The organism is Streptomyces sp. ID05-26A, assembly GCF_033794685.1.
In the GTDB taxonomy this organism is placed as follows: domain Bacteria; phylum Actinomycetota; class Actinomycetes; order Mycobacteriales; family Pseudonocardiaceae; genus Lentzea.
This window is the reverse complement of record NZ_JARAYZ010000002.1, coordinates 982,275-1,007,421: the sequence shown is the minus strand read 5'-3', so window position 1 is coordinate 1,007,421 and position 25,147 is coordinate 982,275. Positions and strand designations below refer to the sequence as shown.

Here is a 25,147-nt window from a genome sequence, read left to right as displayed (position 1 = left end):
GGCGATGGAACGGACGGTGCGCATCCCCGCCCGGTACAACGGCCCACCGGACACGGCCAACGGCGGCTACGCCTGCGGCTCGTTCGCGGGACTGACGGGCGAACACGATCAGCCGGTGGCGGTCGTGCTGCTGGTGGCACCACCGCTCGACCGCGTGCTGGAACTCCGGCCGGGGAGGCAGCGCTCCCACGTCTGGGACGGTGACCGGCTGATCGCGACCACGAGCGCGGCGGCGCAGGACTTCCCCGCCGTGGAGCCGGTTCCGTTCGAGACGGCGGTCGACGCGGCGACCCGGTACCGGGGGAGGCTCGGTCATCCGTTCCCGACCTGCTTCGTCTGCGGGGTGGACCGCGAGCCGCAGGACGGCTTTCCGCTGGCGCCGGGCGATGTTCCGGCGGTGCCCGGACTGGTGGCGTGTCCCTGGACTCCGCCGGCAGCGTCGTGCGACCAGCCCGAACTCGTGTGGAGCGTCCTGGACTGCCCCGGTGGCTGGACCGTGGATCCGGTCCGGGAGCCGATGGTGCTCACCCGCATGGTCGCGATCACCCGCCGGAAGCCCCGCGCGCTCACACCCCACGTCGTGGTCGGACGCCTGTGGCGACGGCAGGGCCGCACCGCGACGGTCGGCACCGCCCTGTACGACGACCGCGGCGAGCTGGTGGCCAAGGCGATGGCCACCTGGACCGCCGTCGCCGAGCAGCGGACCACCTGACCGTCGGCGAGAAGGGAAACCCTGGATGGCAACGAGGAACACGACGGCGGCGGAGGCCCTCGAACTGCACGCGGCGGCCCGCCCCACCACGATCGCGATCAGCGGTGGCGACGGCGAGATCACGTACGCCGAACTGGATCGCCGGGCGAACCAGCTGGCGCACGAACTCCGTTCGCGGGGAGTGGACGCCGAGGTCCCGGTGGCACTGCTGGTGCGCCGTTCGGCACGGATGATCGTGCTGCTGGTGGCCGTGCTCAAGGCGGGCGGCGCGTACGTCGCGCTGGATCGCCGGATGCCGGACGAGCGCCGGAGAACGATCCTGCGAGACGTCCGGCCCGCCCTGGTGATCACCGACGACGCGCCGGGCCCCGAACAGGGCGTGCCCTCGCTGTCGCTGGACGAACTGTGGGAGAGCAGCGCCCAGCGACCGGATACCCGGCCGGAGACCCGCGTGGGCGCGGAGAACACCGCGTACATCGCGTACACGTCCGGATCGAGCGGGGCACCGAAAGGCGTCCTGGTACCGCATCGCGGGATCACCCGGCTGGTCGTCGCGGCGAAGTACCTGCCGGTCGGGCCGGACGACGTGTTCCTGCACCTGGCGCCCGTCGCCTTCGACGCGTCGACCCTGGAGATCTGGGGCGCGTTGCTCAACGGCGCCAAGCTGGTCGTGGCGCCGGACCACGACCTGTCCCTGGCGAAGCTCACCGAACTGGTGCGCGCCAACGAGGTCACCGTGTTGTGGCTGACCGCAGGCCTGTTCCACCAGGTCGTCGAGTCCGGCCTGGCACGGGAGCTGCGCGGGGTCCGGCTGCTGCTCGCGGGCGGAGACGTGCTGTCGGTGGAGCACGTGAACAGCGCGCTCGACCTCCTCGGCGACACCACACTGATCAACGGGTACGGACCCACCGAGAACACCACGTTCACCTGCTGCGAGGTCCTCACCGAGCACGTCGCGGAACGGGTGCCGATCGGTCAGCCGATCGACGGCACGGTCGTGCACGTGCTCGACGACGCCGGCGACATCGCAGCGGAGGGCCTGATCTTCGCCGCGGGCGGCGGTCTCGCGCACGGGTACCTCAACGATCCGAGGCTGACCGCCGAACGGTTCGTGCCGAACCCGTTCGCCGGCGTGCCCGGCGATCGGATGTACCGCACCGGCGACCTCGGCCGCCGCCGCCCGGACGGCGGGCTGGACTTCCTCGGCCGCGAGGACCTGCAGGTGAAGATCCGCGGCTTCCGGATCGAGCCGGGCGAGGTGGAACACGCGCTGCGCACGCACCCGGACCTGGTGGACGCCGTGGTCACAACGCAGTCGTCCCAAGGGGAACGTCGTCTGGTCGGGTTCTACGTCGCCGACGAGCCGGTCGTGTCCGATCACCTGCGCAAGCACCTCGGCGAGGTGTTGCCGTCCTACCTGATCCCCACGGGTTTCGTGTGGCTCGAAGCCCTTCCCCTGACGGCCAACGGAAAGGTGGACCGGAAAGCGCTGGCAGCGCACACCGTGGCCGACCGGGGCGTCCTGAGCTCGGACTACCGGCCACCCGGCACCCTGGTGGAGAGCTGGCTCGCCCGGCTGTGGGCGGACCTGACCCAGGTGAACCGGGTCGGTGTGCACGACGACTTCTTCGAACTCGGCGGCCACTCGCTGATGGCGGTCCGGATCATCATGGAGATCAGCGACCGGCACGACGTCGAGGTCGACCCGCAGGACTTCTACCAGCATCCGACCATCGCGGAGCTGGCCGACCTGATCGCCGGAGGCATCGATGAGGATCGGTGAGCGCACCGAACTCCCACCGCGAACGGACCTGGGCGCGCTGGATCTCGTGTCCCCGGACCTCTACAGCTCAGGGGATCCGCACGCGATCTGGACCACGCTGCGCCGGGAAGCTCCAGTGCACCGGCAGACGCTGCCCGACGGCCGCGGTTTCTGGTCGGTCACCAAGTATCACGACGTCCGCGACGTGCTCAGGGACCACACCAGGTTCACCTCCAGCCGGGGGACCCTGCTGTCGGTGCTCGGCGGCCACGACCCGGCCGGCGGCAAGATGATGGCGGCCAGCGACCCGCCCGCGCACACGACGTTGCACGAGCCGATCGCCAAACTGTTGTCCAGGAAGGCTTTGGATCCCTTCCTGCCGGCACTCCGGCAGGTGGTCGCCCGCCTGCTCGGGCAACTGCTGGACGGCCCGCGCGACCTGGCCGAGCTCGCGGCGGGTTTCCCGATGGCCTTCACCGGCACCCTGATGGGCATTCCCGAGCAGGACTGGCCCCGGCTGACCACGCTCACCACCGCGGCCATCGCACCGGACGACCCCGATTTCCGGCTGGGGCCCAACACCTCGACCACTGCGCACCACGAGCTGTTCACGTACTTCTCCCGCAGGGCCCGCCGCACGCCCCGGCCGGACGGCCTGATCAGCGCGCTCGCCGAGCTTCAGGCGGGCGGACGCGGGCTGCGCCACGACGAACTGGTCTACAACTGCTACAGCCTGCTGCTGGGCGCGAACGTCACCACCCCGCACGCCATCACGGGAACGGTACTGGCGCTCATCGAGAACCCCGACGAACACCGCGCACTCGTCGACGATCCGGGGCTGGTGCCCAGCGCGGTGGAGGAGGGCCTGCGCTTTTCCTCACCGGCCAGCCACTTCATGCGCTACGCGACGCGGGGCACCTCGGTCAACGGCCAGGAGATCGGCGAGGGTGACGCGGTGGTCGCGTGGCTCGGCTCGGCGAACCGGGACGAGGACGTCTTCCCCGAGCCCTTCCGGTTCGACGTGACCCGGACACCGAACCGGCACGTCGCGTTCGGCTTCGGGCCGCACCACTGCGTCGGCGCGGCCTTGGCGCGCATGGCGTTGACCGCGCTGTTCGCCGAGATCGCCGGCTCGGCCGTCCGGTTCGAGCTCGCCGGTCCGGTGGAGCACCTGGCGTCCAACTTCGTCGCCGGCATCAAGCGCATGCCGGTGGTGACCTCCCGGCCGCTCACGCACACGAACGCAGCGCCTCGACCACGCTGAAGACGTCGGCGTAGGAGATGTAGAGGCTGTTGAACCCGAAGCGCAGCAGGGCGGGCGGCCGGACGTCACCGATGATCCCGCGCTTGTTCAGGTCCTCCATGATCCGCTCGGCCTCCGGGTGGCGCAGCGTCACCTGGCTCGCGCGCCGATCGTCCTGGCGGGGCGTGACGAGCTCGAATCCGAGTCCTGCCAGGTGGGTGTCGATCGACTCGACGAAGAAACGGCCGAGTGCCAGGCTCTTCGCGCGGACCGCCGCCAGGTCGACGTCGTCGAAGACGTCCAGTGCCGCGTCCAGCGACAGCATGGACAGGACGTTCGGTGAGCCGACGCGCAACCGCCCGACGCCGGCCACGGGCGTGTAGCCGGGCACCATGCCGAACGGCTCGGCGTGCCCGTGCCAGCCGCACAACGGCTGGTCGACGTCCTCGTGGTGGCGGCGGGCGGCATACCCGAACCCCGGAGCACCGGGGCCGCCCGACAGGAACTTGTAGGAGCAGCCCACCGCGAAGTCCACGCCGTCCGCGTCGAGCGCGAGTTCAAGGGCGCCAACGGCATGGCTTACGTCCCAGACGACGACCGCACCCGCGTCGTGCGCCGCTCGTGTGATCGAGGCGACGTGCCAGAGCTCACCCGTGCGGAAGTCGACGACCCCTGACGTGACGACCGCGACCTGCTCACCGAGCGTGCGGAGGGCCGATGCCATGTCGCGCATGGGAACCGGGCGGACCTCCAGCCCGAGCAGCCGGGCGACCGACGCGGCCATGTAGTGGTTCGTGGGGAAGTCGCCCTCCTCGATGAGGATCAGCCGGCGGCCGGGGCGCAGCCGGGCCGCTGCGGTCAGCAGATTGAACAGGTGCACGGAGGTCGAGTCGCCGACGACGGTCTGGCCGGGTGCCGCGCCGAGCAGTCTGCCCACGCGGTCACCGACCTCGAGCGGCAGGTCCCACCAGCCGTCGTCGGTCCAGACCTTGATGAGGTGCCGGCCCCAGTTCTCGGTGACCGCCGTCTGGACCGCCGCCGGAACGCCGGTCGGCAGGGCGCCGAGCGAGTTGCCGTCGAGGTACACCAGACCCTCCGGCAGCAGGAACCTCCTGCGCAGTGCGGAAAGAGGGTCCGCGAGGTCCAGTCGTACCGCGGTGTCGCGGCTGGGGCCGGGCATGGCTAGCTCCATCCAGGTCGGGGTGACGGCATCGGTTCCTGGCTCATGTGCTCGCGCCACGCGTTGTAGCGCCGCCGGCCGTACAGCAGCGGGACCTGGCCGCGCCGCAACGTGACGTCACGGACCTCGCCGAACACGACGACGTGACTCCCGCCGTCTCCCGTGCGCGCGACCCGGCAGTCGGCGATCGCGTGCGCGTGGTCGCCGATGTGCGGCCCGCCGCGGCCGGCCGTCCAGCCCACCAGGTCGAAGCGGTTCCGCGCAGCCGGTGAGCTGAACAGTTCGGCGACGTGCTGTGCGCCGGAGTGCAGGAAGTTCACCGCGAACTCGCCGCGGCGCAGGACCGCGGCAAGGGTCGGGCTCTCCCCGCGCAGGCACACGAGCAGGGTCGGCGGGGTGTCCGTGACGCTGCACAGGGACGAGCAGGTCATGCCCCTCGGCTCCCCGTCCGGGTCCAGCGTCGTCACCACCACGACCCCGCTCGGAAACTCCGACATGAGCGATCGGAAGGAGTTCCGCGAGACACCGGTGAGCGAGTGTCCTTCCGGCACGGTCACTTCCCGTACAGGTGGCGCAGGTAGGCGTGCATCGTGGGCAGGCTCTCCAACAGCTCGTCCCGGCGCTGCTTGACCTCCGCGAACACCGCTTCGGCCGACTCGACCGCGTTCGGCCGGTGGTCGAGCAGCGTGGAGTGGTGGTCCGGTGTCACGCCCAGACCGGCGAACACGCAGTAGTAGTTGGCGTTGCTCCAGAAGTTGCGGAACTCGGCCTCGAAGTTCCCGTAGTAGTTGCTCTCGTCGGTCACCGGCAGGTCCACCCCGAGACCGGCCTTGTACCGCGCCACCTTGTCGACGAACTCGGGCGCGAGCTCCAGTTCCTTGCAGGCCCGCCAGAACGGCGTGTCGTCGCGCGGCGCGAAGCTGAAGTGACCCTGGATGAAGTCCCTGGTGTCGTCGAACATCGTCTCGATCTCGCCGTTGAACCTCTTGGTCACCGCCGGGTCGAACCGCTTGTCGGGGAAGTGCTTCACCAGCTGGTAGAGCGCCGCGTAGGTGAAGTAGATCCCGGTGGACTCGAGCGGTTCCAGGAAGCACGACGACAGGCCGATGCCGACGCAGTTCTTCACCCACGCCCGCCGGTTGCGCCCGACCCGGAACCGGACGTGGTTCATCGGATGCGTGTCGGGGGAGATGTTCCACATCCGGCAGAACTCCTCGGTGGCCTCGTCCTGCGAGGCGAACCGGCTCGAGTACACGTAGCCGGTGCCGAACCTGCCGAGCATCGGGATCTTCCAGGCCCAGCCCGACGACATCGCGATCGACGACGTGTACGGCTCGACGCCGTGCTCCTCGTCGTCGTGCTGGATCCGGGTCGCCACCGCGCGGTCGTTGAGCAGGTGGTCGCTCATGTCCAGGAACGGTTCCTTCATCACCTGGTTCATCAGCAGGCTCCGGAAACCGGAGCAGTCGATGAACAGGTCCGCCTCGAGCCGGCGACCGGCCTCGGTGTTGACGGCGGTGATGTGGCCGCGTTGGTCGGTCTCGGCCGTGACGAACTTGTCCTCGATGTGCACCGCGCCCTGCTTGCTGGTCGCGAACTTGCGGAGGAAGTCGGCGACCAGGTCGGCGTCGAAGTGCCAGGCGTAGCTGGCCCACCGGCGGCCGTCCAGGTGGCGGGGCGCGAGCTTCCGGTCGAAGATCGCCGGCTGGGCGTAGCACTCGCGGTCGAACGGCTGATCGGTCTGTCCGGTGAGCTTCTTGTACGTCCAGTAGTGCGACAGCGGCAGGTCGTCGTGGTTCGGCAGCAGGCCGAAGAGGTGGTCGAACTGGTCGCCGTGCGTGCCGTACGGCCTCGGTTGCGCCGTTCCGGCACCGGGTGTGCGCCAGTTGATGAAGCGGATGCCCATCTTGAAGCTGGCGTTGCACTCGGGCATCCAGTCCTCCTCGGACAGACCGAGGTAGTCGAAGAACACCCGCTGCAGGTTGGGAATCGTCGCCTCGCCGACCCCGATCTTCGGGATCGCGGGCGCTTCCAGCACGGTGATCTGGACGCTGGAGCCGAGCGCCCTGCCGAGGTAGGACGCGGCCATCCAGCCGGCCGTGCCGCCACCGAGGACGAGTATCTTCTTGATCCGGTTGTCGTTCATGCTCTCCCCATGTCCCGGTCGAGAGGAACGGCGCTGGGCACCGTTCACGTGGACGTCTGCCCGGCCAGCCCGAGCTGACGGAGCACCGCGGCGCCCAGTTCGCTGCCTGGATCGTCGAGATCGAAGGTGATGTCGAAGTGGTTCCGGTCCGTGATCACCAGATCGGTGACGGAGGCAGAGCGGGCAACGGCGGCGGTGACCAGTTCGCTGTGCTGGCGCGCGAATTCGGCGGTCTCCGCGCCGCCCCGCGCCACGACCAGTGGCGGCAGCCGGTCCGGCAGGTGGCGAAGAGGACTGAGCCGGGCGGCCTCCGCCGCGTCGAGCCCCAGCGGTTCGTTGACGTAGGTGAGCCTGAGCGGCTCGAGGTCGTACACCCCGCTGAGCAGGACCGCGCCCGCGATCACGTCCGCAGGGCGCCGCCGTTCGGGCATCCAGCCGTCGAGCAGCGCCATCAACGCCAGGTGGGCACCGGCACTGCTGCCGGCGAGCGTGATCCGGCGGCGGTCGACCTCCAGGTCCCGCGCGTGCCGCACGAGCCACCAGAGGCCGCGCCGCACCTGGCCGACGATCTCGTCGAGCCGGTGCTCCGGCGCGAGCCCGTAGCCGATCGCCGCGTACGCCGCGCCGGCCGGTACGAGCCGGCGGGCCGGGAACGACGAGTCGTTCTTGCTGAGCTCGCACCAGTAGCCGCCGTGCACGAACACCAGCAACGGCGCGTTCGGGACGGGCGCGGGAAAGAAGTCGAGGGTCTCGCAGGGCAGGGAGCCGTACCGGATGCCCGCGCGCACCGGCAACTCGGTCCTGGTCCGCGCGCTCCGCTCCGCGTAGTCGGTGAGGAAGACCGAGATGTCGTCCACGCAGGAGCTCGGCGAGTACTCCCGGTCCAGTTCGGCCTGGTCGTACCGGCCGTAGACGGCGGAGCTCAACACGCACCCCAATCAGTCCGGGAGTCGGCGTCAGATGGCGGAGCGGGCGGTCAGCAGTTCGGGGAAGAACCGGTGTTCGGCCACTTTGCGCAGCCAGTCGATGCCGGAGGTGCCGCCCGTGCCGGGCTTGTGGCCGAGGATGCGTTCCACGGTCAGCAGATGGGTGTAACGCCATTGCGCGTACTGCTGGTTCAGTTCGCACAGCGCCTCGGCGAGCGCGTACAGGTCCCGATGTTCCCGGTGTGAGCGGTAAACCCGCGCCCAGGCCTCCTCGACCGAGGGGTGCGGCTGGTACGGCTCGGCGAAGTCCCGGTCGACGTGGTGCGCCGGCACACCCAGACCGCGGCGGTGCAGCACGGTGAGGGCCGCGTCGTACAGGCTCGGCGCCCGCAGCGCGGCCACGACCTGCCGGTGCACCCAGCCCACCGGCTTGTACGGGTCCGCCATCCGGCTGGACTTGTTGCCCAGTGCGAACTCCAGCTGCCGGTACATGTAGGACTGGATGCCGGAGGCCGACCCCAGCTGGTCCCGGAAGGCCGCGAACTCCGTGGGGGTGATCGTGCTGACCGGTTCCCATGAGGTCGTGAGCACCCGCTGGACGCGTTCGGCGCGGCGCAGGTACCGCAGGGCGTCGTCGACGTCGTCGGCGAACAGCAGGTCCCGGATCCGGCTCACCTCGGTGAACAGCAGCTTGAACAACAGCTCCTGGATCTGGCCGGTGATGTAGAACGACAACTCGGCCGGTTCGCCGGTGCGCGGGTGTTGCAGCCCGAGCAGGACGTCCACGCTGTGGTAGTCGATGTACGCCGTGCTGTCGGAGCCGTTCCCGCCGCCGTAGTCGAGCACCGGCTCGCCGCCGGTGCTCTCGGCGCGGTGCCGCCGCTCCTCCTCGGTCATCGGGGTGTAGGAGCGCGGAGCCGTCCGCTCCAGCCTCATTTCGACATCAACTCCGATCAGGACGGTCGCAATGAAACAGGCGTGGGTGACGCGAATCCACCGGGGAGCACTCAGCATGGCACCGCGCCGCGGGCGTTGATCGGCAATCTTTCGGGTGTCCTTCGCCGGACAGATCTGGGCAAGAGACCCGGGACGCGTCCGGTCGTCGTCGTTACGGTGCAGGGAAGCCCTCGGTCTTTGTCTTACGCCTGAACGCCTTTGCCGATCGCATTCAACGGTGCCCTCGGGCGCGCGACGGAGAGTTGCTGTGAATTCTGGTGATCGTGAGATCTACGACGTGGTCGGAGTCGGCTTCGGGCCGTCCGGCCTCGCACTGGCCATCGCGCTGGCCGAGCATCCCGCCGAACTGTCCCACCTGTTCCTGGAGCAGTCCGCCGCGCCGAACTGGCATCGCGGCATGTTGCTGCCCGGCGCCAGGATGCAGGTCGCGTTCCTGAAGGACCTGGCCACCTTTCGCAATCCCGCTTCCCGGTTCAGCTTCGTGTCCTATCTGCACCAGACCGGCAGGCTCGCGCAGTTCGTCAACAACCGCGACTTCTTCGCCACCCGGCAGGACTTCCACACGTACCTCGAATGGGCCGAGACCGGTGTGGCCGAACGGGTCCGGCGGGGCACCGAGGTGACCGGGATGCGGCTGGACGGGGACACGGTGCGGGTGGACGTCCGCGGCTCGCGCAGCGTCCACGCCCGCAACGTGGTGATCTCCACCGGACTCGTGCCGAGGATGCCCGCCGGCGTCGACGCCGACCAGTACGTCTGGCACAGCTCGCGCTTCCTGGACAACTTCCGCGCACTGGACCGGCCGCCGCGGCGAGTGGTCGTGGCCGGCGCCGGGCAGAGCGCCGCCGAGATCGCGCGGTTCCTCTACGACGAACTCCCGGACGCGTCGATCCACGTCGTCCTGCCGTCGTTCGGCTACTCGGCGGCGGACAGCACGCCGTTCGCCAACCGCGTGTTCGACCCGGAGGCGATGAGCGACTACCACTCCGCGCCGGCGGCGGCCAAGGAGATGATCTGGCGGTACCACAAGAACACCAACTACTCCGTCGTCGACGAGGGCGTGCTCCAGGGCCTGCACCAGCGCGCGTACGACGACGAGCTCAGCGGCCGCGGCCGGCTGAAGTTCCTCAACATGACCAGGGTGCTGAGCGCGAAACTGGTCGGCAACGACACCAGGGTCACCGTCCACTCGGCACTCGCAGACCGGTCGTCCGACCTCGACGTGGACCTGCTGGTGTGCGCCACCGGCTACGAACCGATGGACCCGGCAGAGCTGCTGGGCGAGATCGACGCCCACTGCCTGCGGGACGACCGGGGCCGCTACGTCGTCGGCAGGGACCACCGCCTGGTCACGTCCCCCGAGGTGCGGTGCGGGATCTTCCTGCAGGGCGGCACCGAGCACACGCACGGCCTGAGTTCCTCGCTGCTGTCCAACATCGCGGTCCGCAGCGGCGAGATCACCGACTCGATCGCCGGTCGCCTGCCGGGCGGAACCGCCTGATCCGCCGCGGTCAGCGCGTCTCCTGCCCGCGGCACATCATCCTGGCCACCTCGGGCCGCAGACCGGCGTCCTGCGCGGCGAACGCGCGCTGGACGCGGTCGCGGATCTCCGGCGGTTGTTCCTGGCTGAGCTTGCACATGGCCTCGGTCCGCCGCACGCGCAACCGGAAGGCGCCGACCGCCGGCAGGATCTTGCGGAAGTAGCCCACCGAACCGGACTTGTCCCAGCCGGTGCCGAACCGCTCCTCGAACACGTCCACAGTGGACGTCACCACCGCGAGGGTGTCGTCGCCCTGGTCGAGTCGTTCGACGCTGCCGCCGACGTGCACGGCGGTGAAGTTCCACGTGGGCGCGGCCGGGCTGGTCTCGTACACGGTGGGGGAGACGTAGGCGTGCGGACCGGTGAACACGGCCAGCGCCTCGGCGGCGTCGATCACCGCCCAGTGCGGGTTGGCCCGGTTCAAGTGGCCGAGCAGGACCTCCTCCTCCGCGTCGACGGCCGCCGGGTCGGGGATGAGCGGCAGGTGGGTGGCGTGCACGCGCGACGTCCGGGGGTCCGCGGTGACCAGCAGTGCCAACGGGTTCGACCGGATCAGCTCGGCGGTCCAGCGTTCGTCCGGCGCCCGGTGGATTCTGGGGACGAACACGTCCGGCTCCTCACGTCCGCGGCTTCTGCGCGTCGGCGCGCAGCGCCCGCTTGTCGACCTTGCCCATCGCGGTCCGCGGCAGTTCGGCCAGCATTCCGATCCGGTCGGGGATCTTGTAGACGGCGAGGCCGCGCTCACGCAGGTGGGCCTTGATCGCGGCCGAACTGACTTCGCCCCGCGGCACGAGAAAGGCGAACACCCGCTCGCCCAGTTTGGTGTCCGGTACGCCGACCACGGCCGCGTCCCGCACGGCGGGATGCGCGCACAGGTGCCGCTCCACCTCTTCCGGCGACACCTTTTCGCCCGCCCGGTTGATGAGGTCCTTGATCCGGCCGAGGACCACGAGGTTGCCGTCGGGCCGCACGGTGACGAGGTCGCCGGTGCGGTAGTAGCCGTCGGGGGTGAACGAGCGCGCGTTCTCCTCCGGCGCCCGGAAGTAGCCCCGGACGGTGTAGGGCCCGCGCACGAGCAACTCGCCGGCCTCGCCGTCGGGCACCGGGTCCCCGGACGGCCCCACCACGAGCATCTCGTCGGCCTCGGAGAGGGGCCTGCCCTCGGTGTTCTCGATGACCTCGTCGGGGTCGTCCAGCCTGGTGTGGGCGAGCGTTCCCTCGGTGATGCCGAACCAGCGCATCAGCCCACATCCCAGCACCTTGCGGGCGCGCGTCGCCAGCGCGGAGTCGAGCGGGGCGCTGCCCAGTTGCAGCACCAGCGGCGCGAGGTCGTCGTGGTGGTGACCGGAGTCGGCCCACAGCCGCAACACCGCCGGCACGAGCGAGGTCACGGTGACGTTCTCCCGCCGGATCAACGGGAACACCTCGTCGGGCCGCACGCTGGAGGTCAGCACGGCCTTGCCACCGAGCAGCAGGCTGCCCAGCACCCCGGGGCACCCGAGGGCCGCCGGGTGCGCCATCGGGTTGACCGCGAGGTAGACCAGGTCCGAGCCGGCCCGCATCGCCCCGGCGGTCGCCCGCATCAGGTAGGCGAACTCCTCGTGCGTTCGCGGGATCAGCTTCGGCAACCCGGTCGTGCCACTGGACATCAGGAACAACGCGGGGCCGGCCGGATCGACCTCCGGAAGCTCGCGCTCGGCCGCGTCGAGCGAGTCCAGCGCGACGAACTCCTCCGCCTCGCCGCTGACGATCACGGTCCCGGCGAAGGAGACCTCCCGGGCGAGGCCGCGGAAGTCGAAACCGCCGAACCTGTCCTTCACCACGTACGCCACGGCACCGGAGTGGGCGAGGACGTGCTCGATCTCGGTGCGCCGGTGTCCCGGCAGCGCCAACACGGGAATCGCTCCCGCACGCAGCAAAGCCAGCACCACCAGGACGAACTCTGGGACGTTCGGCAGCTGCACCACGACCCGGTCCGAGGGCTCGATGCCCAGCTCCAGCAGTCCGTGCGCCAGCCGTCGCACCCGCTCGGACAACTCCGCGTAGGTCATCCGCTGCTCACCGCAGACGACGGCGACCCGATCGGCGTTGCGCTCGAACGACTCGTGGAACAGGTCTCCGAGTGAACGGCCCGGCCAGAACCCGGCCCGGCGGTACTCCCGGACGAGGTCCTCCGGCCACGGCACGAAGCCGTCGATCATGAGATCACTTCCCTCCGGGACGCGGCGTCTCCGCCTTCGGATGGTCGCAGCGCCGCACGGGGGCGGGGCGATGTCTTGCTGACGTCTTTTCGCGGCGGGCCACGGGTCCGGTCTCCGCTGCCATCATCGGGCGGGCTTGAACCGGCCACTGTGGCGTGCGTTCGCGGCAGATCGCCCGGCTACCGACAGGAGAGTCCAGTGATCGATGCGGCCACCGTCCACAGTGGTGTCCTCCACAGTGGCACCGTCGTGGATCTGCTGCGCGCCAACGCGGATCGCGACCCGGACGCGATCGCCTTCACCCACCTCGCCTTCCCCGCGGGCGGTGCGGAGCACGGGCGGCGTGAGTCGATCAGCCGAGGCGCGCTCGACGTCCGCTGTCGCGCGCTGGCGAGCGAACTGGCCGGGCACGGGCTGGCGCGGCACCGCGTGCTCGTGCTCGTGCCGCCCGGTCTGGATTTCGTCGCCGGTCTGCTGGGAACGCTCTACGCGGGGGCGGTCGCCGTGGCCTGCCCGCCGCCGTCGCGGGACGAGAACGATCCCCGCACCGAGCGGGCCGCCCAGATCGCGGCCGACGCGGAGGTGTCGGCGGTGGTGTCGACCCGTGCGGTCCGGGAACACCTCGGCGAGTCGCGCGGCCGGTTCGGTGACGTGCCGTGGATCGACGTGGACGACGTCGACGAGGCGGCGAGTGCGCACTACGCCGCCGTCGCCATCGACCGGAGCGACCTGGCCCTGCTGCAGTACACCTCCGGCGCCACCGGACGGCCGAAGGGCGTGATGATCAGCCACGGCAACCTGGCGCACCAGCTGCCGCAGGCGGCCGCGATCTTCCAGCTCCCGCCGGGCAGCAACGTGGTCAGCTGGATCTCGCCGTTCCACGCGCTCGGGATGATCGTGCACCTCATGCTGTCGCAGTACCTCGGCGGCGAGGCGGTGTTCATGGCGCCGGAGGACTTCGCCGGGCACCCGGTCCGCTGGCTGCGCGCCATCTCCGGCACGCCGGGGCCGGTGTTGTCGTGCGCCCCGAACTTCGCCTTCGACCACTGCGTCGACCGCGTCGGCGAGGATGAGCGCGCGGATCTCGACCTCTCCGGCTGGCGCACCACGCTCAACACCGCCGAGCGGATCCAGCCGCACAGCATGACTCGGTTCATGGAGACCTACGCGCCGCACGGGTTCCGGGCCGCCACCATGTGCCCCGGTTTCGGGATGACCGAGGCCATGGTCCTGACCGGGCAACGCAGGGGCAGGCCGTTGCTGCTCGACGTCGACGCCGCCGAACTGGAGCGGGGCAACGTCGTCGTGCTCGGCGAGCAGGCGGCCGACCGCGCGCTGCGCCTGGTCGGGGTCGGCCAGCCGGGTCCGCACGCCGAACTGATCGTGGTCGACCCGCGGCGCCGGCGGCGGCTGGGCGAGCACGAGGTCGGCGAGGTGTGGATTCGTGGTCCGGTGGTGTGCCAGGGCTACTGGAAGCAGCCGGAACTGACCGAGGAGACCTTCGGCGCGCGGCTGTCCGACGGCGAGGGCCCGTACCTCCGGTCCGGCGACATGGCGTTCGTGCACGACGGCGAACTGGTGCTGTGCGGCCGGATCAAGGAAATGATCATCATCAGGGGGCGGAACCTCTACCCCCAGGACATCGAGGCCACCGGCGAACTGGCACATCCCGCGCTGCGCGGCGCCCCGGCGGCGGCGTTCTCGGTGAACGGCGGCGCCGGAGAGCAGTTGGTGATCGTGCAGTCCGTCCCGGACGTGCTGGACGTGGGGTTGCCGGAGCTGGCCGGTCGCATCCGGGCGGCGGTGACGGCGGCGCACGACGTAGAGGTGCACGACCTGGTGCTGGTGGCGCCGGCGCAGATTCCCAGGACGATCAGCGGCAAGGTGCAGCGCGGCCAGTGTCAGCAGCGCTATCTCGCCGGCGAACTCGAAGTGCTGCACGGCGGCCGGTCCCCGGCTCCGGTCCAGCCAGGGCCGGCCGCGGGGAACGCCGTGCTGCGAGGCATCCTGGCGGCGGTCGATCCGGCGCTGCGGGCCGACGTGGTGTCGGCCGATCTGCGGCGACGGCTCGGCGTGCTGCTCGACGTCCCCGCCACCGACGTTCCGGTGCGGGAACCGTTGGTGAGCCTGGGAATCGAGTCGATCCGCGCGATGGAGCTGCGCACCGCGCTCGAACGCGACAGTCAGGTGGACCTGCCGCTGGACACCTTCCTGCGCTCCTCGATCACCGAGCTCACCGAGCTGATCACCGGCCACGACGCAGCCTCGGCGGCCGAGTCACCCGGCCTCGTCAGCGCCGACCAGGAGCACCGCCACGACCCCTTCCCGCTGACCGGACTCCAGCACGCCTACCTCGTCGGCCGGTACGCCGGTGATCAGCGCGGCGACGTCGCCACCCACCTGTACCTGGAGATCGAGGGGCGCGACCTCGACCTCGGCCGGGTGGAGGCGGCGCTGGCGGAACTGGTCGGCCGGCACGACATGCTGCGCGCGGTGGTGACGGAGAGCGGTACCCAGCGGGTGCTGCCGGTACCGGCAGCCACGCCGATTCCCTTCCAGGTCACCGATTGCTCGGCGCTGTCCGCCGAGAAGGCCGGCGCACAGGCCGCCGCCATCCGCGAGGCGCTCTCGCACGAGATCAGGCCCGCCGGGCAGTGGCCGATGTGGACGGTGCAGGCGCTGGTCCTGCCCGAAGCCGTGGTCCGGCTGCACATCAGCATCGACCTGCTGATCGCGGACGTGGCGAGCGTCAGGTTGTTCTTCGACGACTGGCGGCGGCTCTACAACGGCGAGCGACTGCCGCCGTTGCCGATCACCTTCCGCGACTACGTCCTGTCCCGGCAAGAGGATCCGGTCAACGACGCCGCCCGCGACTACTGGCGCGACCGCCTGCCCGACCTCCCCGACGGACCGCGACTGCCGTGGCGGCGTCACCCGGTCCGGCCGGCCCGGTGGACCAGGAGGAAGCACCGGCTGGCAGCGGATTCCTGGTCGCACATCAAGAAACTGGCGGCGCGGCACGAGCTCACCCCCACCGCCGTGTTGCTCGCGGCGTTCGCCACGGTGCTCGGCCGCTGGTCCACGACCGACCGGTTCCTGCTGAACCTGCCGCTGTTCGGCAGGCAACGGGTGCATCCCGACATCGACGGGCTGATCGGCGACTTCACCAGCGTGGTCCTGCTCGAAGCGGACCTGCGCAACCGCCCCGGCATCGCCGAGCTCGCCGACCGGCTGCACCGCCAGTTGTGGCGCGATCTGGAGCACGCCGCGTTCGACGGGGTGTCGGTGCTGCGCGAACTCGCCAAGGCGCGCCCGGCGACGGACGTCCCGTTCTGCCCGGTCGTCTTCGCCAGCGCCAGGGAACAGGGCTGGGACGAGCAGGGGCGGGATTCGGGGCTGCTCGGCCAGAACTGGCTCGGCGAGACCACCTGGAGCATCTCCCAGACCCCGCAGGTGCTGCTCGACCACCAGGTGTACGAGAACTCGGGCGCGCTGGAGTTCAACTGGGACGCACCGGCCGGCGCGCTGTCACCCGGTGTGCTGGACGAGATGTTCGACGCCTACTGCCGGCTGCTCGACGGTCTGGTCGACGAGGACGCCTGGTCGGGCCCGGTGAAGGTGCGCGTCGACGCCTCGGAACTCGTGGTGGCGCGGGCGAACGCGACCGACGGCCTCGTACCGCGGGGAACGCTGGCGGACGGCGTGATGCGGTGGGCCGCAGCCGAACCGGACCGGGTGGCGGTGGTGAGCCCGGACGGCGAAACGGTGCGGTACGGCGAACTCGGGTGGTGGGCGTCGGGAGTCGCGGAGGTCCTCGCGGGCCCCGACGTCGGCGCGGGTGACCTGATCGGCGTGGGGATGACGAAGTCGGCGGACCAGGTGGTCGCCGTGCTGGGCATCCACCTGGCCGGCCGGGCCTACCTGCCGGTGGACGTGGACCTGCCGGAACGGCGGCGCGCGGAGATGCTCGCGGCCGCCGGCTGCTCGGTGGTGCTGGTGCGGGCGGACGACGCTCCCCGGCAGTGGCCGGACGGGGTCCGGGTCGTGACCGTCGAGGAGTGCCGTGACCGTGCCGGGCGTCTCGCCGAGTCGCCCGCGAAGCCGGCGGACGTGGCGTACGTGATCTTCACCTCCGGCTCCACCGGTGTGCCCAAAGGCGTGTCCATCACGCACCAGGCGGCTCGGGGGACCTGTGCGGAGATCTGCGCGCGGTTCGGGATCGGTGCGGGCGACGCGGTGCTCGGCCTGTCGTCGCTGAGTTTCGACCTGAGCGTGTTCGACGTGTTCGGCGTGCTGGGCGTGGGCGGCAGGCTCGTCCTGCCGCGGCACGGTTCCCAGCGGGATCCGGGACACTGGCTGGACCTGGTGGCCGAGCACGGCGTCACGGTGTGGAACAGCGTGCCCGCGATCGCGGAGATGGCCGTCTCCCACGCCGGCACCGGCGGGCGGCAGGGCAGCGCGCTGGCCGGGGTCCGGGTGGCGATGTGGTCGGGGGACTGGATTCCCGTGGACCTGCCCGATCGCTGGCGGGAACGGGCACCCGGCTGCCGGGTGATCTCGCTGGGCGGCGCGACCGAGGCCGCCATCTGGTCGATCTACCACGAGGTGGGCGAGGTCGACCCCGAGTGGGACTCCATCCCGTACGGCCGGCCGTTGGCGAACCAGCGGTTCCACGTCCTCGACGACCGGTTGGAGCAGTGTCCGATCTGGGTGGCGGGGGAGTTGCACATCGCCGGTCTCGGGCTGGCCGAGGGCTACTGGGGCGACCCGGTGCGCACCGCGGAACGGTTCATCACGCATCCGGTCACCGGCGAACGTCTCTACCGCACCGGGGATCTGGGCCGGTGGCGGTCGGACGGCTCGATCGAGTTCCTCGGCAGGGAGGACGGCCAGGTCAAGATCGGCGGATTCCGGATCGAACTCGGCGAGATCGACACGACACTGGCCCAGCACCCGGCGGTCACGAGCGTGGTCACCACGGCCACCGGGCCACGCGACCACCCGCACCTCACCACGTTCGTCGTCCCCGAGCACGCGCAACGGCCCGCCGGGGCCCCGGAATCCGATGCCGAGTACGGAACTCTGCTCGGCGCCGTGATCACCGATCCCGGTCGGCGCGCGGCGGTCACCCTGGCCCAGCCGGGCCGCCGCACCGGCCTCACCGGGGCGGCGGTCGACCTGCCGGACCTGCTGGACCCGGAGCGGGCCGCACTGCGGTGGAACCTGCGGCGCAGCCATCGGCGTTTCGCGGCGACGGAAGTGCCGCTGAGCGAGCTCTCCCGGCTGCTCGAATGCCTGCGGGCGGTCGGCGGTCCCGAGCGGCCGGTGCCGAAGTACCGCTACGGCTCGGCCGGATCGCTGTACCCGGTGCGGACGTACGTCCACGTCCAGCCCGGCCGGGTCAGCGGGCTGGGCGGCGGCTCGTACTACTACGACCCGCTGGCACACCGCCTTTGCACCGTGCGGGCCGGTGCCGAACTACCCGCCGCCGCACAGCTCTCGATGAACCGGGGCGCGTTCTCCACTGCCGCGTTCGTGGTGTTCCTGGTCGGCCCGATGGCCGAGGTCGAGCCGATGTACGGGCGGCGGGCCGCGGACTTCTGCCTGATCGAGGCGGGCTCGATGAGCCAGTTGCTGGCCGAGACGGCCACCGACGGCCCGCTCGGGTTGTGCCAGATCGGGCTGCTGCGGGACGAGACGCCGGTGCGGGCGCTGCTGGACCTCGCCGACGACGACCGGGTGCTGCTCGGCCTGCTCGGCGGAGTCAGCGCGCCCGAACACGAGATGGCCGCAGGCAGTCCGGCCGGGCTCGCGGACCGGGTGCGCGAGTTCGCCGCGACCGCGTTGCCCGCGCACGTGGTGCCGACCAGGATCCGGGTGATCGACGAGCTGCCGCTGACCGCGCAGGGCAAGGTGGATCGGCGCAGGCTCGAGGAACTGGCGGGGGAGCCCGGAAACGGCGCCACGGTCGTCGGACCGGCATCCGGCACCGAGGCCCGGATCGCGGCGGTCGTCGCCGCGGTGCTCGGGCACGACCGGCTCAGCGTCACGGACAACCTCTTCCAGCTCGGCGCGGACTCGGTGCAGGTCGTCGCCATCCGGCAGCGGCTGTTCGCGGAGTTCGGCCACGAGCTCCCGCTGGCGCGGCTGTTCGAGAACGCCTCGATCCGCGGGCTGGCCGCCGTCCTCGCGGCCGCGCCCCTGCCGTGAAAGGAACGGGAAGGAAGCAGGCTCGCCGCCGTGGCGGAACCCTAGATTCGGCTGGGACCAAGGCTTTCGTGAAGGAGCTGACCATGCTGGACACGGTTCCCGGGCTGTTCGAGTCAGTCGCCGCGCGGTACGCCGCGATGCCCGCGCTCGTGGACGAGCGAAGCACGCTGACGTACGGGGACCTCAACACCGCGGCGAACCGGCTGGCACGCAGGCTGATCGCCGGCGGCGTCGGGCCGGACTCGGTCGTCGCGGTCGCGGTGCCGAAGTCGAACGACCTGATCATCGCCGTCCTGGCGGTGCTCAAAGCCGGTGGCGCCTACCTCCCGCTCGACCCGGCCTACCCGGCGGAACGCCTGTCTTTCATGCTCACCGAAACCCGCCCGGTGCTGCTCCTGCGATCGTCCACAGTGGACGTCTCGCATCCAGGACTGCCGGAACTCCTGCTCGACGACCCCGCGTTCCGGCAGTCCTGTGCCGCACTGCCGGGACACGACGTCGCGCAGCGCGAACGACGTGCCGAACTGCGGGCGGACCACCTGATGTACGTGATCTACACGTCGGGGTCGACCGGCACGCCGAAGGGCGTCGCCGTGCCGCACGAGGGCGTGCCGGACATGGTGGCCACCCAGGCGGCTGTTTTCGGTGTGGCGCCTGGGGAACGGGTGCTCCAGTGGGCGTCGATCAGCTTCGACGCCGCCTTCTGGGACGTGTCCCTGGCCCTGTTCTCCGGCGCGACCCTGGTGATGGCCGACGCGGAGGACCTGCTGCCCGGCCAGCCACTGCGGGACACCCTGCTCAAGCACGACATCACGCACGCCGTGCTGCCGCCGGTGGCGCTGGCCGAGACTGACGCCGAGGACGTGCTGATCGGCGGGACCGTGATGTCCACAGGGGACAGTTGCACGCCGACGCTGGTGCGGAAGTGGTCGCGCGGCAGGCGGATGTTCAACGGCTACGGCCCGACCGAGGTGACCGTCGGAGCGACGGTCGGCGGGCCGATCCACGACGCCGCGCGCGTCAGCATCGGAACACCCTTCGTCGGCAACGAGATCCACGTGCTGGACGAGCGAACACGGTTGTGCCCAAAGGATTCGGAAGGCGAGTTCGCCGTCGGGGGCAGCGGGATCGCCCGCGGCTACCTGAATCGGCCGGGAGCGACCGCCGTGAAGTTCGTGGCGAACCCGTTCGGGCCGCCCGGCAGCCGGATGTACCTGACCGGCGACCGGGGCAGGCTGGCGCCCGACGGCGAGCTGTACTTCAGCGGCCGCGTGGACGGCCAGGTGAAACTGCGCGGCTTCCGGGTCGAGCTGGGGGAGATCGAGACCCGGCTGGCCGCGCACCCGGAGGTGGACGTCGCCGTCGCCGTGGTGCGAGGCGAGGTCGCGGACGCACACGTGATCGGGTACGTCACCTGCACGGCGCCGGTCGCGCCCGCCGAACTGCGCGACCACGTCGCCCGGACGCTGCCCGCGCACATGGTGCCGGCCAGGGTCGTGGTCCTGGACCGGTTCCCCACGACGGTGAACGGCAAGATCGACCGGGCCGCGCTGCCCTCGCCGGACCAGGAGAGCGGCGGGCCGCAGGACGTGGACGAGAGTGGGACCGACGAGTGCGCGGCCGCGATCTGCGCGATGGTGCGGGACGTCCTCGGCGCTCCCTCCGCGCAGGTCGACGACAACTTCTTCCGGCTGGGCGGGCAGTCCGTGCAGGCGACCAGACTGACCGGGCGGATCCGCGCGGAGTTCGGGATCCCGCTGCCGGTCCGCACGGTGCTGCGCTCCGCGACGCTGGGCGACCTGGCCGACGCCGTGGCGAGCCTCCGCTCCCGGCGGCCCTGAGCGGCCCGCTCAGGCGAAGGCGACCGGGAGGGTGCTGTGGCCCTGCAGGAAGTTCGAGTAGATCGGCGTGGGCGTGCCGGTCAGCTGGATGTCGGTGACCGACTCGGCCAGCGCGCCCAGCAGGACGCGCAGCTCCATCCGGCCGAGGAACGCGCCGGCGCAGAAGTGCTGACCGTGGCCGAGTGAGACCTGCCGGTTCGGCCAGCGGGACAGGTCGAACCGGCGCGGCTCGGTGAACACGTCCTCGTCGTCGTTGGCGGAGATGTTCCACATCGTCACGATGTCGCCCGCGCGCACCCGGTGCCCGCCGATCGTGGTGTCCGCGATCGCGGTGCGCGCGAAGTGCATCGCGGGGGTCGCCCACCGCAGCACCTCCTCGACGGCGGGCTGCGGGTCGACTGAGCCGTCACGCCACGCCCGCCACTGGTCCTGGTTCTCGGCGAGCGTCTTCACCGCGCAGATCGCCGAGACTCGCGAGGACTCGTCGCCGCCGAGGATCAGGCTGTAGCAGTTGAGCGCGACCTCTTCCAGGGTGAGCAGTCCGTCGCCGGCCGGTGTGGTCGCGATCATGCTGACGACGTCGTCGCCGGGGTTGTCCCTGCGGTGCCGGCCGAGGTCCATGAAGTAGCCGACGATCTCGTTGCGGGCCTCCAGCGAGTCGAGCGGATCCGCGTCGGCGTCCTCAGTGGACAGTGCCAGCTTGTTCCAGGCGAGCACCTGGGCGCGGTCCTGTTCGGGGACCGAGAGCAGGTCGCAGATGGTGTTCATCGGGATGTGCTCGGCGACCTCGGCGGCGAAGTCGAACCTGCCCATCTCGACGACGTCGCGGACCAGGCGCTCGGTGCGCTGCCGGACGTTGTGCTCGACCACGCCGAGGACGCGGGGGGAGAAGGCGCGCTGGACGAGGTTGCGCAGGTCGCGGTGCCTCGGGCGGTCGGTGACCGCGAGCATCTTCCCACCGGCGGAATCCCCGCCGTTCAGCAGCACGTCCAGGACGGTTCCGCGCGCGGAGCCGAGCGTCCTCGCGTCGGTGTAGCAGGCCAGCACGTCCGCGTGCCGTGCGACGACCCAGAACCCGGGATCGCCGTCGTGCCAGTAGACGGGTTCGGACCGCCGGACGTCCTGCCAGAACGCGTGCGGGTCGTTCCGGACGAAGGTGGCGGGATCGGTCAGATCCAGTCGGGTCCGTGCGTTCATGCCGCATCATCCCTGCGTCGTCACGGTGGTGGCCGGGTGCGCGCCGTTCGCGCGCCCGCCGGCACGCTCCTGTCGCGAGGTGAGCGACAGTGCGGGCCGGCCCGGCACGCGATGCGCGGACGGCTGCGGGAGGGTGCCGGATCGACTCCGGCGTCCTCTCAGCAGTCGGTCGCTTCGAGCATGTAACCGCGTCCCCACACGGTCCGGATGGAGAGGTCGATGGGGACGAGCCGACGGCGAAGGCGCATGATGTGCAGGTCGAGCGAGTTTCTCGTCGTCGGCGCTCTCAGGGCGAGGCAGTGAGTGAACTCGTTGCGATAGACCACTTCGCGGAACTTGTCGACGAGAAGGGTCATGAGTTCTGTCTGCGTGGTCGAGATGGTGACGAACTGACTGCCGAAACTGAGTGTTCCGGAGGAGTCGAGCATGGGCACCCGGCGGCTGTCGAATCGGCTTTGGAGAGCTTTTACCCTGGCCTCCAGGTCGTCTTTGGAAATCGGCGGACGGACCCAGTCCTCAGTGGGGTCGCTGCTGACCGGTGGTCTCACCCCGCCTTCGACGACGAGTAATCTGGGTAAACCTTCCTGTTGGCAGCGGTTTCTCAGATCTGCCTGAATTGGCCACCTCACGAAGATTACGTCGGTGTTCCGACTCCCCACAGTAATCCTCCATCCCCAGTTGGTGAATCACGTCGATATTGTGGTGAGCAGGTTCTCATTCTTGTCGATGGTGATCGACTTCCTCTCCCCTGTAGAGGGCGGCGGAAACCGCCGTCGATTTGCCGGTCGTGCGAGGTGGTGGATCTGGTAGGATCCGCGAGCGCTCATGTGCAACAGGGATCGCGTTCAACGCATTGATGAAGCCGACCTGCGCCATAGGCGACATGGCTCTCCCCCTCCCCACTGGAAGCATACGCGCTTCTTCCACATCCTGGCATCCATGGTTGTGATTGACCTACAGGGTTTCCACCGGGCTGAAAGAAGTTCGGCAGAAACCCGCAACACCCGTGCGCGTTGTCTACCAGCGGTATGTGAAGTCTTTACGACGTGCGTCGACGTAGTGGTTCTGTGAATGTGGACGGCTTTGGCCGGCGGTCCGGCGCGGCCATGTTCGGACGATGTTCTCGCAGGGTGTGCCAGGTTTGGCTCGGTGTCCGAGCCTTCGCTCGGGGCTGGGCGGGACGACGTGGTCGGCGCCCTGCTGTCGATCGGGTTTGTTGCGGCCTTTGTGCTAGGTGGACCCGTGTCGACCGGTCTGTCCGTGTTCGTGACAGGTCTTGTTTTCATCACCAAGTCCGCACTTGGATTCGCCCAATTCGGACATTGCTCATCAACGTGAGTTCGGTGGGATCGCGCTGCCACGCGCTCGTATCCTCGCATTTCGGACATGGGTCGTTTCGCCGGAAAGTCGGCGAGTTCACGTCAATGCCGCGATCGGCGGAAAGGACTGCCGCGATCGGACTCACTCGAAAGGTGGGGGTGTCGCCGTGCTGGAAACTGTGCTCTGTTGCCGGCTCCTGTCCGGATCCTTCCTTTGAATGAGAAGCGAAAGATTGCAGGTCGTCGTCCATGGCGCGGGGCATGCTCTGGGCGTGGGCACCGGTGTGGCCGTCTGTGAGGAAGTGACGCCTTGAGCGCTCTGACGTATGCGGACTACCTGCGGATGGAAGACCTGCTCTCGTTGCAGGAACCGCGGATACCGGCGACGGCCGACCGGGCGGTGGTTCTCGCCGAGCAGTTCTTCATCATCACGCACCAGTCCTGCGAACTGTGGCTGAAGCAGATGGGCACTGATCTGACCGCCGCCGCGGAGGCGATGACACCGCCGTGCGACGTCAGCGACCTGGAGTTGAGCGCCGAATTCCTGCTGCGGACGGGGGAGATCCTCCGGGTCCTGCACGGTCAGCTGCTCGCCCTGGAAAAGCTGCCGATGCGCCATTTCGCGGAGTTCCGCCGATATCTGGGCACGGCCAGTGGTGCCCAGTCGACGCAGTTCCGCCAGCTGACACCGCTGCTCGGCAACGACGAGAATTCGGGCGGCCTGTACCAGGCACTCGTCGCGGCGGCCGAATATCACGGTTACTCGATTTCGGACGTGTGTCGTCAGGGTGTGGGCGCCGGAGTTCTGCACCGCATCGCCGAGGCGTTGCTGGAAATCGGGAACGGCTACTGGCACTGGAAGGTCGCGCACCTGGCCCTGATGTCGAAGATGGTCGGAGGCCAGGAGGGCACCGGCGGTACGAGCGGCGCCGACTTCCTGGCCCGCCGGATCACCAGGCCGTTCGCCGAGCTGCGCAGGCTCCGGGGCCAGCTGCACGAAGGCTGACCGCGAAGGCCGGCCCCTCGGTCCGCCGGCCGGTGTCCCGACAGCGAGGTCGGGGCACCGGCCGGTCTCCATCTGTCCACAGTGGAGCGGGTCAGCGGCCCAGGCCCCTGCTGATCGCCGCCGCCAGCTCCGCGGGGTGGCTGCCGGGCAGGTCGTGGCCGCCGGGCAGCGGCACGACGCGGAACGGTCCCGTGGTGTAGGCCGACCAGGCCTCGATGTGCACGGGGTCGATGCTGTGATCGTCGCGGCCGAACACGGCCACCGTCGGGGCGGAGATCCGCTCGACCTCTCCGCTCGCGAACAGCTCCAGCTCGCGGGTCTCGATGAGCTCGTAGTCCGCGCGCATGGCGGGTTCGACGATGTCGAGCCACTCCTTGTCGGCGAGGATCTCCGGCGGCAGGTACCCGTCGGCCACGACCTGCCGGAAGAAGTCCTGCCTCGGCAGCTGCCAGGTCGGCTCACGGCGGACGACGCCGGGCGCCCGGTACGAGGAGATGGCCAGTCCCCGCACCTGCGCGGCATCCATCCGCCTGGCCACCTCGTACGCGATCACCGAGCCGGAGCAGTGGCCGTACAGCACCACCTTCCGCCCTTCGGCGTGGCGCAGCACCTCCTTGACGAGCTTGTCGGCGAGCTCGGGCATGACGGTCTCCGCCGGTTCGCCGAACCGCGACTCCCGCCCTGGGAGGCGCACGCTGAACGTGTCGAAGGCGCCCCCGAGCTCGACGCACACGCGCCGCACCGAGGTCGAGCCGCCGCCTGCGTGCGGAAAGGCGTACAGGACGCACCCGGCGCTCCCGCCGCCGGAGACGTCGACGAACCAGCGGCCTTTCGTGTTCGTTCCCATGGAACTGAGGGATACCAACGCTTCCGGCTCACCGCCGCAGACCCTGACTGACCTCTGAAA

At 70.1% G+C, this 25,147-nt stretch carries 17 protein-coding genes; 7 read left to right on the top strand and 10 right to left on the bottom strand.

The annotated features are described in order from the left end of the window. The first annotated feature begins 4 nt into the window (after positions 1–4). Genes PV646_RS20400 through PV646_RS20390 form a run of 3 tightly spaced genes read left to right on the top strand, consistent with a single transcriptional unit; the run spans position 5 to position 3,738 of the window. Positions 5–712, top strand: coding sequence for a hypothetical protein (locus PV646_RS20400; RefSeq protein ID WP_500343752.1), 708 nt, complete (start codon positions 5–7; stop codon positions 710–712). Between the two features lie 25 nt (positions 713–737). Further along, complete coding sequence (locus PV646_RS20395) at positions 738–2,495, top strand: amino acid adenylation domain-containing protein (RefSeq protein ID WP_500343751.1); 1,758 nt, start codon at positions 738–740, stop codon at positions 2,493–2,495. Next, complete coding sequence (locus PV646_RS20390; RefSeq protein ID WP_500343750.1) at positions 2,482–3,738, top strand: cytochrome P450; 1,257 nt, start codon at positions 2,482–2,484, stop codon at positions 3,736–3,738. The genes PV646_RS20395 and PV646_RS20390 overlap by 14 nt, the downstream gene beginning before the upstream one ends. Here the strand turns inward: PV646_RS20390 and kynU are convergent. Genes kynU through PV646_RS20365 form a run of 5 tightly spaced genes read right to left on the bottom strand, consistent with a single transcriptional unit; the run spans position 3,704 to position 8,905 of the window. Further along, positions 3,704–4,897, bottom strand: coding sequence for a kynureninase (gene kynU / locus PV646_RS20385; protein WP_500343749.1), 1,194 nt, complete (start codon positions 4,895–4,897; stop codon positions 3,704–3,706). The genes PV646_RS20390 and kynU overlap by 35 nt on opposite strands. A gap of 2 nt (positions 4,898–4,899) precedes the next feature. Further along, positions 4,900–5,394 (bottom strand): flavin reductase family protein, encoded by a 495-nt coding sequence (locus PV646_RS20380; RefSeq protein WP_500343748.1) that lies wholly within the window; start codon positions 5,392–5,394, stop codon positions 4,900–4,902. A gap of 56 nt (positions 5,395–5,450) precedes the next feature. Further along, entirely contained in the window at positions 5,451–7,043 is a 1,593-nt protein-coding gene (locus PV646_RS20375) for a tryptophan halogenase family protein (protein ID WP_500343747.1), read from the bottom strand. A gap of 44 nt (positions 7,044–7,087) precedes the next feature. Then, positions 7,088–7,969, bottom strand: a complete 882-nt coding sequence (locus PV646_RS20370; protein ID WP_500343746.1) for an alpha/beta hydrolase — start codon at positions 7,967–7,969, stop codon at positions 7,088–7,090. A gap of 30 nt (positions 7,970–7,999) precedes the next feature. Then, a complete protein-coding gene (locus PV646_RS20365) occupies positions 8,000–8,905 on the bottom strand; it encodes a tryptophan 2,3-dioxygenase (RefSeq protein ID WP_500343745.1) in 906 nt (301 codons plus the stop codon). Positions 8,906–9,173: 268 nt separating this feature from the next. Here PV646_RS20365 and PV646_RS20360 point away from each other — a divergent pair, with 268 nt between their 5' ends. Continuing rightward, on the top strand, positions 9,174–10,427 hold the full coding sequence (locus tag PV646_RS20360; RefSeq protein ID WP_500343744.1) for a lysine N(6)-hydroxylase/L-ornithine N(5)-oxygenase family protein: 1,254 nt from the start codon (positions 9,174–9,176) through the stop codon (positions 10,425–10,427). Between the two features lie 10 nt (positions 10,428–10,437). Here PV646_RS20360 and PV646_RS20355 read toward each other — a convergent pair whose 3' ends face one another. Then, a complete protein-coding gene (locus PV646_RS20355; RefSeq protein ID WP_500343743.1) occupies positions 10,438–11,073 on the bottom strand; it encodes an FMN-binding negative transcriptional regulator in 636 nt (211 codons plus the stop codon). Between the two features lie 10 nt (positions 11,074–11,083). Then, positions 11,084–12,667 (bottom strand): (2,3-dihydroxybenzoyl)adenylate synthase, encoded by a 1,584-nt coding sequence (locus PV646_RS20350; RefSeq protein ID WP_500343742.1) that lies wholly within the window; start codon positions 12,665–12,667, stop codon positions 11,084–11,086. A gap of 198 nt (positions 12,668–12,865) precedes the next feature. Between PV646_RS20350 and PV646_RS20345 the strand changes: the two genes are divergently transcribed. Together PV646_RS20345 and PV646_RS20340 are read left to right on the top strand one after the other, a co-directional pair. Continuing rightward, the gene (locus PV646_RS20345) at positions 12,866–18,877 is read left to right on the top strand and encodes an amino acid adenylation domain-containing protein (protein ID WP_500343741.1); all 6,012 of its coding nucleotides are present in this window, start codon (positions 12,866–12,868) and stop codon (positions 18,875–18,877) included. An 83-nt stretch (positions 18,878–18,960) separates the two neighbouring features. Continuing rightward, positions 18,961–20,718 carry a non-ribosomal peptide synthetase gene (locus PV646_RS20340; protein ID WP_500343740.1) on the top strand — a complete coding sequence of 586 codons (1,758 nt, stop codon included), beginning with the start codon at positions 18,961–18,963 and terminating at the stop codon, positions 20,716–20,718. Positions 20,719–20,727: 9 nt separating this feature from the next. On the opposite strand, the gene PV646_RS20335 is transcribed toward PV646_RS20340, so the two are convergent. Continuing rightward, complete coding sequence (locus tag PV646_RS20335) at positions 20,728–21,915, bottom strand: cytochrome P450 (protein WP_500343739.1); 1,188 nt, start codon at positions 21,913–21,915, stop codon at positions 20,728–20,730. Positions 21,916–22,073: 158 nt separating this feature from the next. Further along, on the bottom strand, positions 22,074–22,463 hold the full coding sequence (locus PV646_RS20330; protein WP_500343738.1) for a winged helix-turn-helix domain-containing protein: 390 nt from the start codon (positions 22,461–22,463) through the stop codon (positions 22,074–22,076). A gap of 1,081 nt (positions 22,464–23,544) precedes the next feature. Between PV646_RS20330 and PV646_RS20325 the strand changes: the two genes are divergently transcribed. Next, positions 23,545–24,240 carry a tryptophan 2,3-dioxygenase family protein gene (locus PV646_RS20325; RefSeq protein WP_500343737.1) on the top strand — a complete coding sequence of 232 codons (696 nt, stop codon included), beginning with the start codon at positions 23,545–23,547 and terminating at the stop codon, positions 24,238–24,240. A 91-nt stretch (positions 24,241–24,331) separates the two neighbouring features. Here the strand turns inward: PV646_RS20325 and PV646_RS20320 are convergent, their stop codons facing one another. After that, complete coding sequence (locus PV646_RS20320; RefSeq protein ID WP_500343736.1) at positions 24,332–25,087, bottom strand: thioesterase II family protein; 756 nt, start codon at positions 25,085–25,087, stop codon at positions 24,332–24,334. Between the last annotated feature and the right edge of the window lie 60 nt (positions 25,088–25,147).

Excerpts from the sequence above, each read along its gene's own strand:
- PV646_RS20400 (WP_500343752.1), top strand. The coding sequence starts at position 5 with ATGGAACGGACGGTGCGCATCCCCGCCCGGTACAACGGCCCACCGGAC.
- PV646_RS20375 (WP_500343747.1), bottom strand. The coding sequence starts at position 7,043 with ATGAACGACAACCGGATCAAGAAGATACTCGTCCTCGGTGGCGGCACG.
- PV646_RS20335 (WP_500343739.1), bottom strand. The coding sequence starts at position 21,915 with ATGAACGCACGGACCCGACTGGATCTGACCGATCCCGCCACCTTCGTC.
- PV646_RS20350 (WP_500343742.1), bottom strand. The coding sequence starts at position 12,667 with ATGATCGACGGCTTCGTGCCGTGGCCGGAGGACCTCGTCCGGGAGTAC.
- PV646_RS20365 (WP_500343745.1), bottom strand. The coding sequence starts at position 8,905 with ATGAGGCTGGAGCGGACGGCTCCGCGCTCCTACACCCCGATGACCGAG.
- PV646_RS20390 (WP_500343750.1), top strand. The coding sequence starts at position 2,482 with ATGAGGATCGGTGAGCGCACCGAACTCCCACCGCGAACGGACCTGGGC.
- kynU (WP_500343749.1), bottom strand. The coding sequence starts at position 4,897 with ATGCCCGGCCCCAGCCGCGACACCGCGGTACGACTGGACCTCGCGGAC.
- PV646_RS20380 (WP_500343748.1), bottom strand. The coding sequence starts at position 5,394 with ATGTCGGAGTTTCCGAGCGGGGTCGTGGTGGTGACGACGCTGGACCCG.
- PV646_RS20395 (WP_500343751.1), top strand. The coding sequence starts at position 738 with ATGGCAACGAGGAACACGACGGCGGCGGAGGCCCTCGAACTGCACGCG.
- PV646_RS20340 (WP_500343740.1), top strand. The coding sequence starts at position 18,961 with ATGCTGGACACGGTTCCCGGGCTGTTCGAGTCAGTCGCCGCGCGGTAC.
- PV646_RS20320 (WP_500343736.1), bottom strand. The coding sequence starts at position 25,087 with ATGGGAACGAACACGAAAGGCCGCTGGTTCGTCGACGTCTCCGGCGGC.